Source organism: Metallibacterium scheffleri (assembly GCF_002077135.1).
GTDB lineage: Bacteria > Pseudomonadota > Gammaproteobacteria > Xanthomonadales > Rhodanobacteraceae > Metallibacterium > Metallibacterium scheffleri.
Window position 1 is genome coordinate 166,744 of sequence record NZ_LDOS01000005.1, and the last position, 13,347, is coordinate 180,090.

The following is a 13,347-nucleotide window of genomic DNA, read 5'->3' on the forward strand; positions in this document are numbered from 1 at the left end:
TGGATTCGCGATTGATTGTTAGATTCTTCAGGAGGACAAAATGTCAACCGTAGTTCTTCTCATTGTTATAGGCACCTCGATCTGGGTATGGGTTGACGCGCGCGGTATCGGCGCACGAAAGGGCCTCATTAGTGGCTTGGCAAACATGGGGCCATTTGCCTGGTTTTTAAGCAGCTTGTTCTTGTGGATTATCGCATTCCCAGTTTACCTCGCGAAGCGCAGTGCGATAAGGACAGCCGCGCAAGCTGAGACAGGTTCAGCGCCGCGATCGTCGCCGTCACGAGGTAAGCGGTAACTGTCAGGCTCCGTGCGATTCAATCTCGCAGTTATGCCGGCCCGCCGTCGCAGCCTTCGATCCAGGTGCGCAATCTGGGCTTCCGCTATGCCGAGGGCGAAGCGTGGGTCGTGCGGCACCTCAATCTGGACATCGCGGCGGGCGAGTCGGTGGCCATCGCCGGCCCCTCCGGCATGGGCAAGACGACTTTGGCCACCCGAGTTCGACAGTTCGCGCCCGGAAAAGGTCGTTTTCGAGGAGCGGCCTGAGCAAACAGGCGGGTTCCAGGGGCGTTTTTCTCGCAAGTCGTGTAATGGCACGTCATGCTCGATTGATGTATCTATTGACATGGTTATATGCGCATGTAAAGTAACGGCATGTTCATCAAGGTCACCCGCTCCGGCCCCCGACGCTATGTCCAGCTCGTCGAGGCCTACCGCGATGACGATGGCCACCCCAGACAACGTACCGTCGCCACCCTCGGGCGGTTGGATCAGATGGACACCCAGCTGGAATCGGTCATCGCCGGCCTGCTGCGCCTGAGTGGCCGTCACCCCCACAATCGCAACACGGGCACGTGGGACGACGTGCAGCAGCCCTTGTTCCCGGATCCGCCGGCCAAAGACTTTGTCGTGCTGGCCAAACGCTGGGTCGTGGAACGTACGCATGCATGGAACGAACGCGCACGACGCCTGATGGCACACCATGACCGCTCGGCATGGGCACCGATTGCATGGGTTTGGTTGGTCGAAGCGCGTATCCTCGCTACCAGACTCGTCGCCTGATCATTTTGTCGACACCCTCTGAGCTTTGTGCATCACGCGACCATAGCAGGTGTCTCGAGCACTCTGCGCAGGAGCCGCTCCGGACCATCTATGCCTTTGAACGGCTGCGTGTGCTTTAGACGACCCCAGGAGATTGGTAGATCGCTGATTGCCGCCAGCGACACTTGCTTGGCCATCTGACATGCGTGCAGCGCTTGGGCCAAATAACCAAGGGGTAATTCGGTTTCGTCGCTACTCCAGAGTACGAGAATCGAACACTCTCGAGGCCGCTTGCGCTGAAAATCGATCAGATAGCGCATCCTCCCCTCCGGGCGCATCGATGCAATCAGCGCGAGCCGCGGCTTCTTTCGTTCAAGGTCGATGAACAGCCAGGCCGGCGGTTCATCATCGGGGTCCACTTTACATACGTTCAGTAGCACCTGACGCCAGTAGGCGATCTTAGGCGTCACTCGGATGATCTGTACGTCGGCGAGACCGCGACGCTGCATCTGGAGGAGCAGTTCAGCGGTCTGCAGAAAAGCTTGATCGGCAGCTGTTGGATCCGCGTCAGCAGCAATTTCTTCTTCTGGTAACACGAGATGCCGGCGGCCTGATAACAGTGCTTCGCGGATCATATCCTTCGAAGAAATAAGGTCCCCCGTTGTGACTTTGTCTGAAGAAGGCCGAGGCGGCAGCGGTTGACTACGGCCACTTCTGGTTTCCGAATTCTCGGTAGTGAGTTTGACCGTGGCGATCTTGGATTGCCGGGGGAAGCGCGCGGAGATGTCCTCCACTTCAATTTCCCATGGAGACTCACCCCGGTTGCCCGGACCCTCGACCAAAGTGACCGGGTCTGGCTTAGGGCCTTGCGGCCTGCTCCAGCCCGAAATCGGTCGATTTTCATCGGGATATGAGGACACCCTTCCGTCGTTGTCGCGGAGGTAGTCGATGCGAGCGTATGGAAGGCACCAGTCGCAGGAGATGAGCTGTGTGATCAATGTGCGTACTCGGCCCGCCTGATTGAGGTTCACCACCTCCGCCTTGAAAGTCATCTTCCCGTCGAATGGTGGTAAGGCACGGACAAGCCTACTTTCGCCAGTCGAAGTGTGGCCTGCTGCAAAGAGAAAGACCTCCTGCGCACGTTTCAAGGCACCATCGACAAACGCAAAGATGGCTAGGTGGCGGACGTCAGCATCAAGCATGCGCTTGCGCAATTGAAGGAACGCCAGCCGCTCGGTCAAGGAGGCTCTGGACTTGCTGACGTCCCAGAGATGACGGTCCGGATCCAGGAAGTCGCCAGTGAGCACTGATTTGGTCAGTGGGCTCGATAGCGCATAGAAGAATCGGAATATCTCGATACAGGGGATCAGGTAGGCGTAGTGGTCGCCGATGTGTCCGATGCCCACGAAGAGTGCGTTGGCATCGGGATCGTCCTCAAGGTAATCGGTGACGACGGGGACGATGAGATCGCCGCGGTCATCCCGGTCAAATCGCTTAAACACATGAAGGTTGTCGCGTGAGAGGTCAAGCGACAGAGACTTTGAGTGCACCCACGGATTGTGGTCATGCGGAAGCGCAATGCCATCCTTGAGTATGGTATTGAGGTGGAGCAATGGCATCTCGCCGATGTTGAGGTACCGTACGGCGCGCTCGCCTTTCGATAGGTTCGGCCAACGTGGCAGTTCCCAGAGGTAGGCCTTTATGCGCGGCGATGCGGAAGGCGAAGGAATCCGATCAAGCTTGCCAAACCAGACGATCCGCCAAAACCCCGGTAACGCAAGACTTCCGTGCTTGATATGCGGCATCCTGCCTCTCAAAGAGTGCTGTCAGATTCTTATCTAACACTGGTTTGTCTCAATTAGCAATGTTCCTGTCAGTATGGGCGCTTCCTGAAGCCGAATCCGTTGCAGCAGCGGCCTGAGACAGCGCCAGATCTTGGCTGGAAAGAGAGGAGGCACGTCATGAGTCATCAAGGACGCACCACAAGAGACGCCGGTTCAAACGAGAGTGCGTGAGTTCTACCAGGCGCGCCTGCAGGTGCGCGGTGTTTCTGTTGGGTGGGGTCGCGACAAACGCGGCGCATTCTTCTCAGAGTTTGCTCGCGATGCGCAGGCGGCTTGGGAAGCTGCGCAGTCCGAAGTGCGTGCCCGTATCGTTCACCTCGATGCCGGCAACGCTGCTCTTGTGACGGGGAATCACGATGGGTGACCGCACCGGTATTTCGTGGACGGACGCAACTTGGAACCCGCTACGCGGTTGCTCGCGTGTTTCGGCCGGCTGCGTGCATTGCTATGCCGAGACCGTGGCGGCGCGCTTCAGTGGCCCCAGGCAGCCCTACGAAGGTCTGGTGCACGCGAAAACCCGTGGATGGAATGAGCAGCTGCGTTTCGTGGAGGGTGCGCTGGACCAGCCGTTGCGGTGGTCCAGACCGCGCCTGATCTTCGTCAACAGCATGTCGGATCTATTCCATGAAAACGTGCCGGACGAATGGATCGACCGAATCTTCGCCGTCATGGCGTTGGCACCGCGTCACACCTTCCAGGTTCTGACAAAGCGACCGGAGCGGATGCTGTCGTACCTGGGTGAGCGCACGGACAACCGCGAGCACGCCATTGGAGAGCAGATGCGGGTGATCAGCCGTGGCCGCAATCCGGGACTCCCGGAGCTGCCGCTTCCGAACGTCTGGCTTGGTATCAGCGTGGAAGACCAGTCCGCGGCCGACGGCCGGATTCCCCTGCTGCTGCAGTGCCCGGCCGCAGTGCGCTGGCTGTCGTGCGAGCCGCTGCTGGGGCCGGTCGACCTGCGGCAAGCGTGCACGTTGCGCCAGTGCACTGACCCCTACGGTGTCTCTCACTGCGGGATGGTTTGCGATCTTGACTGGGTTGTGGTCGGCGGCGAGTCCGGCGCCGGCGCGCGCCCCATGGAGCCAGCATGGCCTCGGGCGTTACGCGACGAGTGCGCGCAGGCGGGCGTTCCGTACTACGAAGATACACGGATGTTTCGCCCCCTCCGGCCCGGATGCGTCGCAGAGGGTCGTGAGGTGATTGGCCGTATCGAATGACGGGTCTCGTTCCGCTCTTTTATGACTCCGCTGCAATTGTCCACGAAGGTGAACATGTGACTGAAGCACCCACCACCTACATGACGACGCTGCACCTGAAAGTGCGTGCGGAAGCGTGGCCGTGGCTGGACCAGGCGTCGCGCGAGGTCAATGTGGTGTGGAACTGGGGCAACGCCACCAGCGCCAAAGCCGCACGGCCGTTCGCCGGCAAGGCGAAGTGGCTGTCTGGGTTCGATCTGGACAAACTGTCCGCCGGTGCGACGAAGTGTTTCGACCAGATTGGCGCGGACACCATCCAGCGGGTCAACGGCGAGATCGCGACCAAGCGCCGGCAGGCCCAGTGCGCGAAGCTGCGCTGGCGGATCAGCACCGGCTCCAAGCGAAGCCTCGGCTGGGTGCCCTTCAAGGCGGCCAGCATCAAGCGCACCGGTCGTGGCGTGACGTTCTGCAAGAAGTCGTTTCGCGTGTTCGAGGCCGAGCGGCTTGAAGGCGTGACGTTCGCCGATGGCTCGTTCGCGCAGAATGCCTTGGGCGAGTGGTTCCTCAACATACCGGTCAAGCGGCCGATCGTTCGCGATGTCGCCCCGCGCGAAGCGGTGGGCATCGACCTTGGGCTCAAGCGGGTTGCCACGACCAGCGATGGCGCGCTGCTGGATGCCGGCGCGTTCTACCGTGACATCGAGGATAAGATCGCACAGGCCCAGCGCCGGGGGCACAAGCGGCAGGCGAAGCGGTACCACGCCAAAGCCGCCAACCGCCGACTGGATGCGCTCCACGTGTTCACCAGCAGCATCGTGAAGGACTACCAGCACATCGTCGTTGGCGACCGTGAGCAGCCTGAAGCTGGCCAAGACACGGATGGCGAAGTCCGTGCTGGACGCCGGCTGGGGGATGCTCAAGACGCAGCTGCAGTACAAGGGCCATCGGGCCGGTCGCAGCGTCGAGATCGTCAACGAAAGAAACACCACGCGAGCATGTTCCAGCTGTGGCCAGCACACCGGCCCCAGCGGTCTAAGGCAGCTCGTTGTAAGGGAATGGACTTGTGAGTGCGGTGTCACTCACGACCGCGACATCAACGCGGCCAGGAACATTCTCCGGCTCGGGTGCGAGCCGCCGTCTGCGGGAACGAGATACCCATCGCCCTCACCGCCGAGCCAGCAAGCAAACGCGTTGCGAGGCAGGATCAGTGAGGACGACGGGTAGTCATGAGCACCTGTTCAAGCAGTGGGGCGAGTGGGCGCCGGCGGATGGGAATGACGGGCTGTTGCGGATCGGCAAGCGCAAGGCCGGCAGCTTGCTTGATGGCGTCGACCACAAGGCATGGCCACAGCAAGCCAACGGTCAAAAAGCGCTTACAGGGAGCCAGACTCTAGCCCCATCAGGTAAGGCCGCTCTTGCCTCGGCGTTTCCTGAATGATCCAGCCGCACAGGCCCAAGAATAACCACGTGCTCGCCGTCCGCGGTGGTCACCTCCCGACATTTCATTCGCGTGTCCATGACCAGGTCAGCTGTCGCAGTTTTCTGTGCAAACTGACGCAAAGCCGCTGCGACCTCTGCCTGCTTGCGCTGCATACCTGACTCATAGCGTGATGCCAGTTCAGAGCGTGAACGTTCGTCATCCCATGTGATTTGCACATCGGGATGCTCGACTGATTCGCCTCGGTATATGGCCACAACCGGCGGTTCGTTGGTGTACCCCTCCGCATCCATTCCAAGCTCATCGTTCGAGCATGGTGCGCGCCGGATGTGTATGGGAATGCTTTGCGCCGCTGTATCTAGCGTTGCGCCCATGAATGGCGTGGCACCGTCCCATCCGCGAAGGATCTTTGCCCGGATGATGCCAAGTGCGAGGTGCCTGGCACTGCGCACCGCCTCCACGGCGGCTTGCTCGGCTTCCTGGTGCGTCGCATGGGCGCTCGCGTGCCTTGAATGGCGACCCGTTCCAAGCACCACAACATAACCCTGTTCGTGGGCACGCACGGTGGCTTCGCGGCACTCGGTCCACCACCGCCTTTCAGCCTGTTCGACCCGTTCTCGAGCCTCACGCTCGGAATGAATTGAACGTGGCGCCCATTTTGCCAAGTCCTGTCGTGGCCCTGTTTGTTCGTTGTTGTTCATGCCTCTTGCGCTGGCGCAATCCTGTGTTAGTCAAGGTTTTGCATTCAATGGGTAAGCCCATGAGCACGTTAAGCAAACACGGCACCGAAGTCGGTCGCATCGAAGGCCTGTCATCCGTCACGGTATACATGAACGACGGGACCGTGCACAAGGACAGCGGCAATGGCTGGCGCTGCGCCGGACGCGTGCGTGAATGCCTCACGCCGGCGGATGCCTATGAACGGGCCGCGGAGCGCGAGGCCGCACGCTATGAGCTCGCACCATGCCTTGCCGCGTATCGCAGGCTCCTGCACTCCACTGTGCCGCAGCATCGAGACCGACGCCGCCTCCATGTGTCCATCGCTCAACACGCTGGCCGCGTCGATGATGTACTGACTGACAGCCTCGAGGTGCTCTGCCTGCATCTTGATGAAGCGGATCTCGCGACACTTTGCGGCGCCTATCGATTGGCACACTTCGAGGCCACTGAACTCTTGCATTCGCGATCCTGATGCCGCTGCCATTCACGTCATGACTGGCTGCAATTTGCAGGCGCTTCGCATGCCTCACCGGTCTTGCCCTACGCCGTTTCCATGGCAGCATCCTTCTGACCTCGACCACGCCACCCGGAGCTTCCTATGGCATCGCCCAACATCGATCGCATTCTTGTCGATGTATCGACTTTCATGAAGTCCATTGCAGACGGTTGTCATGCCAATCGCAGTGAGTCGTTACAGGATCACGCGAAATCCATTGCGCATCGCATTGAAGGCCTTGATATGAGCAGTTTTGAGCCCGTATTGACGCTGAGCACTGCGCATATCACGGAGGCCGACGACGTAGCGCTCCGCTCCGGTTTCTGTCCGCCAACCAGTTTTATCAGCCAGTCCGGTGATTGCGGTTATACGCTGGTCGTCATTGATGCTGACACTCAACCGGCTGATCCAGATCCAGCGCCAGGCTTGGAATCTGTCATCGAAAAGGCGAGGGCATTGGGTTGCTCACGTATCCGTTTCGACAGTTGCGCGTCAACCATGTCGGATCTTCCCGTTTACGAGTGGTAGTCCAAGGAGTATTCGCCATGCCTGGATCCAAGAAATCATCCCGCCTGTCTGATCAGCAAACCGCATTGCTTATCTCTCTGTACTCAGAGATCCGAAGCGATGAGCACCCAGGTCACCAGTCGATCGAGTGTTCGCCCGAGGAAAAACAGAGCGCGTTGGCTTTATCGCGCCGAGGCTATCTGGTCGTGAATGACGAACCCAATGCCTATAGGAGCTTCACCGTGTTCATGACGGCTTCCGGCATTGATGCGGCCAAGCGCTTGGCTACAGGAGCTTCTGATGCGCCCTGATTCGATGGACCGCACCGCGTCTGCTGCCCAGACTGCGCCCAGAATGGCGATTCCCGGCCCCGGCGAAATGGTTGTTGACCTGTTCGCCGGCGGCGGTGGCGCCAGCGAGGCCCTGCGCCAGGCGCTCGGCCGTGATCCCGATATCGCCATCAACCACGATGCCATTGCGCTCGGGTTACACGCTGCGAACCACCCGTCCACGCGCCATCTGCGTGAGGACATCTGGCAGGCTGACCCATTGGCCGAGGTTGGTGTGCGTCGAGTGGGCTGGTTACATGCGAGTCCGGATTGCACCCACTTCTCGCAAGCCAAGGGCGGTCAGCCGAGGTCAAAGGCCACGCGCTCGCTGAGTTGGGTCGTGCTGAAGTGGGCTGGCCGTCTTGCCCGCGCGGGCCGAGCGCCGCGGATCATCAGCCTTGAGAACGTCGCGCAGATCCTGCAATGGGGTCCCCTGGTTGCCAAACGCGACAAGGCTACTGGCCGCGTCCTCAAGATCGGCGTCGACGGCAAACCGTCGGGCGTTGCGGCGCTTGGCGAGCGCGTGCCGGTATGGGAGCAGTTCCTGGTTCCCGATCGTCGCCACGCCGGGCGCACATGGCGTCAGTTTGTACGTGCGCTCCAGTCGCTGGGTTATGCGGTCGAATGGCGCAAACTTCGCGCTTGCGACTACGGGGCAGGGACCACGCGCTTGCGGCTCTACATGGTGGCGCGCTGTGACGGTCTCCCGATCCGGTGGCCGGTGCCGACGCACGGTGAAGCGCACGGGTTGCATCCTTACGTGACGGCCGCCGACTGCATCGACTGGTCGGTGCCTTGTCCGTCCATCTTCGATCGCAAGAAGCCTCTGGCCGAGGCAACGTGCCGGCGCATCGCCAAGGGCATGCGCCGCTATGTGCTCGATGCGGTCGAGCCGTTCATCGTGCAGTGCGCCAATGCATCGGCAAATGGCGTTGCGACCACCAGCGATCCACTCGGCGTCATCACCGCGTGGCCCAGGGGCGGCTCCCATGCATTGGTGGCCCCGACGCTGGTACAGGCCGCGCATGGCGACGGGCAGCCAGGGCGCGCCCAACGCTGGGGTAGTGGTGCGCATGCAGTCGATGATGCGCTTGGCACAATCACCGCAAGCAACGGGCATGCGATCGCCGCCGCGCACCTGGTGAAGTTTCGTTTCGATAGCGACGGCGGCCCAATCGACGCGCCACTTCCCACCATCACCAGCGGCGCTGGTGCCGCGCGGCCTGCCGGTGCAGCTCACGCCATGGGCATCCTGACGGCGTTTCTCGAGCAGGCGAACGGGGGCTTCTACGATGGCGCCGGACACGACCCGCGAGCGCCGCTGCCAACCATCTGCGGCACTGGCAGCAAGCAGCGCCTCGTGAGTGTACACATGGCCAAGCTCCGCGGCACAAGCCACGCGGCGCCCGTTGATGCGCCGCTGCACACCATCAGTGCAGGCGGAGAACATCACGCTGTCGTGGAGTGCACGCTCAACCCCGATGATGAAGCTTCAGCGCTTCGTGTTGCGGCATTCCTCATTCGATACCACAGCGAAGGCGGACAACTTTCAGAACTCGACAAGCCGCTCTCGACCGTGACCACCCGCGACCTGTTGGCGCTGGTCACAGTCACGCTGCGTGGCGTTCCCTACGTGATTGTCGACCTCGGGCTCCGCATGTTGCCCCCGGCCGATTTATTCCGCGCCCAGGGCTTTCCACCGGAGTACGTCATCGATCGAACTGCCGATGGGCGCGTGCTGAGCAAGAGCGCCAGTGTGCGGCTTGTCGGCAACAGCGTCAGTCCGCCTCCAATGGCTGCGATCGTTCGCGCCAATAGTCGTGACGTCGATCAGATCGAAATCATGGCCGCCTGAGAACGTATCCATGCGTCCACGGAAGAAACCAGCGCTGTGCGCAGCCACCGTCGAAGCGTTGCTCACGTCCATGCTTGATTGGCCTGTCAATTGGGCCGATGACGAATCGCTGGTACCGCTTGGCCGCATCCTATCCGCGGTGTTTCGCGATTTCATGAACGACCTGATTGCTGGCGGCGCGTCACGGACGACACTCCGCCGGCATCGCGGCGAGCTGTTCAATCTCGGATACGAGTGCCTGCGCGCCGTGAGTACCGGTCAACTGCCTGGGAATGATGGCGCCTGGTCCATCCTTGAATCCTTGATCGATGACTGCGGCGGGCCGCTGCTGTCATCCCGCTTTGCAAGCGAGTCTGACCAGCGCGTGTTCGATGCAACATGCCGAAAGCTTCACAAATGGATTGGATCACGCAAGGCGTTGGCGCCTGGCCCTGTGGCTTGCCAAACCGAGCGCGGCACCAAGCAAGACCACGACCTTTCCCTGGATGCCGACTGGAACTTGACACGCGTTGTTTCGGTGACCTAGAGTCCGCCCACTGGCGCAAGTCACCGCGACTTGGATATCCCCTGTCCACGCCAGTGAGCCTCTTGTGCGGTGCGCACGCCCTTGAGGCAGCCCTATAACCCCTCGGTCGAAAGGCCGGGGGGTTAACTTTTGCATGGTACCATGCAAAATTCTTGCTCGCGGAATAGGAAGGTTTTTGGTCACGGTATGATCTGTGAGTCCGTGGCGCTCCCCCTCCTGTGCGGTGGAACGATGCGCCCACATGTTCCCGAGCCAAACCAACTTGCTTGCTTCCTGCACGGCGTATTCGGCTGTTTCGGCGCCAGTCGGCCGCACCCGTGATTTCCTACCTAATTGCATCACCCTGCGCGATTGGGCGAATTCATGCTCCTCAATATGCCCGTGCAAGCATATGGCTCGCGTAGGGTGGGGTGGCGCACCAGCCCTTAATTCGCATCCGCTGGCTGCCGACGCCCGTCGACAACCCCTTGCAGGATGCGTCCGAGCGAACAGTCCACGCCAGCCATGAGTCACAGCGCAGCGAGCTGCGCGGCGGCCGCGCGCAAATCATTTCAGGCCATGACGGCCCATTGATGTGAACACGCGGAAACTGCCCGAAGGCTCAAATCGCGCAACCAGCAGCAGTGCCCCCTTGCCACACGTCGGCGGCGTGCGATCGTGGTCGTGGGCATCCACGCCCGTGACCCAAGCCAAGGAGTACGCACCATGCAGCTGCAAGCCCATCCCGATCCGTTCAACACCGCGCGCATCGCCCAGTCCACCATCGAGGCGCTGCGAGCCACCCGCCAGCCGCCTGACCTCACCCACACCGCCGTTGGCGGCCGCGACAATGGCTTCGTCGATGCCTGGGCCTACGGCGCGGAGGACGATCGACACTACCTCATCGCCTACGGTAACGCCGATGTCACGCACTACGTGGCCACCGACAGCGCCGACCACCTCGAGCGCTGGCTCCTGCCGCGGATGAGTCACGGATGACGAAGACCCCGCTGGCCATGAGTCACTGCGGAGCGTGCCGAACGGCGGTCGCGGGCCAGCCAGCCCAGGCGTTGCGCGCGAGCGAGGCGGACGTCCGGCGGGTATCGCGTCGTCGTCTCACGCCGTGCGACAGGTTCGCGGTTGAATGACGCCATGAGCGAAACCGTGCCCACCATCGAGCGTGCGTACCGCATGCGCGTGTACCCAAACCGGGTCCAGGCGCGCCATCTGGCGCAGCTCGCCGGCGCGGCGAGGTTCGTGTGGAACTGGGCGCTGGCCCGGCGCAGTACGGCGTACCGCGCAGACGGCACCCGGATCAACTGGGTCGCGCTGAGCCGCGAGCTCACGCAGCTGCGCGCCGCACCGGACACGGCCTGGCTCGGCGCGCTGCCGCGCGAGCCGTTCAACCAGGTCCTGCGGGACCAGGAGCGCGCCTTCGCGTGCTTCTTCGCCCAGCGCGCGAAGTACCCGCGCTTCCGCCGCCGCGGCGTGCTGCGCGCCGAACCGCCCGAAACGCCGGTTTGGAACCGGCGGAGAGGACGGGACGTGAGACTCAGACTACCTTACGATCACTCGCCCTTCTGGCTGCAGCTACCACCCATCCAAGGACGCAAACCCCATGAACTTCAACTTCCGTCGCGCGATTCTGTGCCTCGTGCTCGCCGCCCTGCCGGCGCTGGCGCTGGCCACCCCACCCTCAACCCATCTACAGCCCGGACTGTGGCAATTCCACTATCACTCGCAGGTCACGATGGACGGGCACGCGGTTCCAGCCATGAACCAGAGCGCGCAGCAATGCATCAAGGACACCGACCCAGCCAAACTGCCGCTGATGCCCAAGCTGCCAGCCAACATCAAATGCACGGCGCCGACGCTGCAGACCAGCAACATCGGCTACCACGTGACCATGTCCTGCACCGCCACGGAGCCCAATAACATGGTCACGCACCTGCATGAGTCTTTCGAGATCTCACCCAGCGACCACGGCAGTCAGATCCGTTTCGATGGCACCGTGCACCAACGCATCACGGGCGCGCCGATGCCGATTCCCGCCGCGCTGGTGAACATTTCGGCCCAAGGTCACCGCATCGGGCAGTGCCCGGCATCCATGCACTCCGCATCATGACCAGCGAAGCACCCAACGTCGTCGCCATCGCGCAACGCATGGTGCTGGCCGTCGATGAGTTCATTGCTGCGTTGCAAACTCTCGGCGTCACCATCACCGGCAACGAAATGTGGCTGCTCGAGTCGCTCCCGAGAGAGCTCGCGGAATATGTGTCGGTTCAGGTCCGCGGCGAACACCAGGGTGGTACATTGCTGACCGTGCGCGTGCCAACTGCAGAGTTGCCTCGCTGGCGAGAGCGCTTGCCCGACCATATCGCGGCGCAGTATCAGTGCAGCCGTGGCGAAGCCGTGACATTCCTTGCCTGGCGCAACCACCCCGAGCTGATTCCAGACATCCAGTGCAACCACCCAGGGTGTCGGAATACTCGAACCTGCAGTCCGTGGCCGTTCTTGCCCAGCGATGTCGCCACGATCATCAAGCGGGCGACCTCGGAACTGTGGTACTGCCATGTGCATGCCCACAAAGGATTGCAACAGGATGGCGCCGTGTCAGACCACGTCGCAGACATCTTGACGCGGATGCAAGAAGCCCCGGGCTCCAACTCAACTCAACTCGGCATCACCAAACTCGTCGGCAAATTCCTGGAGTTGGAGAACTTGGCTATTCGCCGCGTGACCGGACGCGGCGTGGGGGCTATGTACCACTGGACGATTGCCGATCTCGGCGCGCAGATTCTGAGCAAGCGTGCCGCGCTCCAGGAATGAACCATGATCAGAGGCCGTCGGCACACGGTTCGCCTCAACTACGCGGACGTGCGGTCCAACACGCCTGGCGACCACAACGCCAGAATGCTCAACCCCCTGCGGCAATGGCCCAACGATTGGACTTGCGACCGCAACCGCACTCCCAAACTGCGCGTATTTGCGTCAGCACTGCGCGATCTCTTCCATCGGTGCCTGCTGGATCAGATCCAGTGCCGGCGCTCACCCAGCACCATCCGTCGTCACCGCAACGAACTGCATACGCTCGGCCACGAGTGCATCCGATCACTCACGGTCGGCGCGTCACGCCGCGTTCCGGCTGATGCGCGTTCCTACCTGGTTTCGCTCGAGCTCGACCAAGGCGGCCCGCCTCTCAGCTTCAGAAACGCCACCCTGCGCGACCAGATCCAGTTCGACACAACCTGTCGCGTCCTTGCACGCTGGATGGCGCGTCACGCCTGATCGGCGGTCTGCAACTCAACCACTCAGGGAACGGCGCGGCCTGATCTCGCGTTCCGCTCCCTTGGCATCACGGCCTCACCGCGATCGCAGCAGGGCAGGGCATGCCCAGTCCATACCGCCATAGGAGCGTG

The 13,347-nt window shown here is 61.8% G+C and carries 15 protein-coding genes and 3 pseudogenes; 16 read left to right on the forward strand and 2 right to left on the reverse strand.

What is annotated here, in order from left to right; translation table 11 throughout:
• Window positions 1-360: 360 nt before the first annotated feature.
• The 3 genes and pseudogenes from Mschef_RS18205 to Mschef_RS17830 all read left to right on the forward strand — a co-directional run.
• Window positions 361-543: an ATP-binding cassette domain-containing protein gene (locus tag Mschef_RS18205; protein WP_081130221.1), complete on the forward strand. Its 183-nt coding sequence runs from the start codon at window positions 361-363 to the stop codon at window positions 541-543.
• 108 nt (window positions 544-651) lie between these two features.
• Window positions 652-831 (forward strand): annotated as a pseudogene (locus Mschef_RS18210) (IS1634 family transposase); the annotation flags it as partial.
• Window positions 823-1,059, forward strand: a pseudogene (locus tag Mschef_RS17830) (IS5-like element ISCARN14 family transposase); the annotation flags it as partial. The pseudogenes Mschef_RS18210 and Mschef_RS17830, both read left to right, overlap by 9 nt.
• Window positions 1,060-1,091: 32 nt before the next feature.
• Here Mschef_RS17830 and Mschef_RS16005 read toward each other — a convergent pair.
• A complete protein-coding gene (locus Mschef_RS16005) occupies window positions 1,092-2,843 on the reverse strand; it encodes a hypothetical protein (RefSeq protein ID WP_136256288.1) in 1,752 nt (583 codons plus the stop codon).
• A 395-nt stretch (window positions 2,844-3,238) separates the two neighbouring features.
• On the opposite strand from Mschef_RS16005, the gene Mschef_RS16010 reads away from it, so the two are divergent.
• From Mschef_RS16010 to Mschef_RS18490, 3 genes are read left to right on the forward strand one after another with little or no spacing between them, the layout of a single operon-like run.
• A complete protein-coding gene (locus Mschef_RS16010; RefSeq protein WP_081130224.1) occupies window positions 3,239-4,099 on the forward strand; it encodes a DUF5131 family protein in 861 nt (286 codons plus the stop codon).
• Entirely contained in the window at window positions 4,096-5,145 is a 1,050-nt protein-coding gene (locus Mschef_RS16015) for a transposase (RefSeq protein ID WP_081130225.1), read from the forward strand. The genes Mschef_RS16010 and Mschef_RS16015 overlap by 4 nt, the downstream gene beginning before the upstream one ends.
• Window positions 5,045-5,302, forward strand: coding sequence for a zinc ribbon domain-containing protein (locus Mschef_RS18490; protein WP_425480070.1), 258 nt, complete (start codon window positions 5,045-5,047; stop codon window positions 5,300-5,302). The genes Mschef_RS16015 and Mschef_RS18490 overlap by 101 nt, the downstream gene beginning before the upstream one ends.
• A 138-nt stretch (window positions 5,303-5,440) precedes the next feature.
• Here Mschef_RS18490 and Mschef_RS17435 read toward each other — a convergent pair whose 3' ends face one another.
• Complete coding sequence (locus Mschef_RS17435; RefSeq protein ID WP_136256289.1) at window positions 5,441-6,217, reverse strand: hypothetical protein; 777 nt, start codon at window positions 6,215-6,217, stop codon at window positions 5,441-5,443.
• A gap of 59 nt (window positions 6,218-6,276) precedes the next feature.
• Between Mschef_RS17435 and Mschef_RS17440 the strand changes: the two genes are divergently transcribed.
• From Mschef_RS17440 to Mschef_RS16055, 10 genes and pseudogenes are all read left to right on the forward strand, one after another.
• Window positions 6,277-6,708 (forward strand): hypothetical protein, encoded by a 432-nt coding sequence (locus tag Mschef_RS17440; protein ID WP_136256290.1) that lies wholly within the window; start codon window positions 6,277-6,279, stop codon window positions 6,706-6,708.
• Between the two features lie 126 nt (window positions 6,709-6,834).
• Window positions 6,835-7,260 carry a DUF5983 family protein gene (locus Mschef_RS17445; protein ID WP_136256291.1) on the forward strand — a complete coding sequence of 142 codons (426 nt, stop codon included), beginning with the start codon at window positions 6,835-6,837 and terminating at the stop codon, window positions 7,258-7,260.
• Between the two features lie 17 nt (window positions 7,261-7,277).
• Window positions 7,278-7,550 carry a hypothetical protein gene (locus tag Mschef_RS17450; protein WP_136256292.1) on the forward strand — a complete coding sequence of 91 codons (273 nt, stop codon included), beginning with the start codon at window positions 7,278-7,280 and terminating at the stop codon, window positions 7,548-7,550.
• Window positions 7,540-9,423, forward strand: coding sequence for a DNA cytosine methyltransferase (locus Mschef_RS16025; protein ID WP_242426576.1), 1,884 nt, complete (start codon window positions 7,540-7,542; stop codon window positions 9,421-9,423). Before Mschef_RS17450 ends, Mschef_RS16025 begins: the two co-directional genes overlap by 11 nt.
• Window positions 9,424-9,433: 10 nt before the next feature.
• Window positions 9,434-9,949 carry a hypothetical protein gene (locus Mschef_RS16030; RefSeq protein ID WP_081130228.1) on the forward strand — a complete coding sequence of 172 codons (516 nt, stop codon included), beginning with the start codon at window positions 9,434-9,436 and terminating at the stop codon, window positions 9,947-9,949.
• Between the two features lie 705 nt (window positions 9,950-10,654).
• Window positions 10,655-10,927 carry a hypothetical protein gene (locus tag Mschef_RS16035; protein WP_081130229.1) on the forward strand — a complete coding sequence of 91 codons (273 nt, stop codon included), beginning with the start codon at window positions 10,655-10,657 and terminating at the stop codon, window positions 10,925-10,927.
• A gap of 153 nt (window positions 10,928-11,080) precedes the next feature.
• Window positions 11,081-11,224, forward strand: a pseudogene (locus tag Mschef_RS18495) (helix-turn-helix domain-containing protein); the annotation flags it as partial.
• 322 nt (window positions 11,225-11,546) lie between these two features.
• Window positions 11,547-12,053, forward strand: coding sequence for a DUF3617 domain-containing protein (locus tag Mschef_RS18215; protein ID WP_081130230.1), 507 nt, complete (start codon window positions 11,547-11,549; stop codon window positions 12,051-12,053).
• Window positions 12,050-12,757, forward strand: a complete 708-nt coding sequence (locus Mschef_RS16050; protein ID WP_081130231.1) for a hypothetical protein — start codon at window positions 12,050-12,052, stop codon at window positions 12,755-12,757. Before Mschef_RS18215 ends, Mschef_RS16050 begins: the two co-directional genes overlap by 4 nt.
• A gap of 3 nt (window positions 12,758-12,760) precedes the next feature.
• On the forward strand, window positions 12,761-13,216 hold the full coding sequence (locus Mschef_RS16055; RefSeq protein ID WP_136256293.1) for a hypothetical protein: 456 nt from the start codon (window positions 12,761-12,763) through the stop codon (window positions 13,214-13,216).
• Window positions 13,217-13,347: the final 131 nt, after the last annotated feature.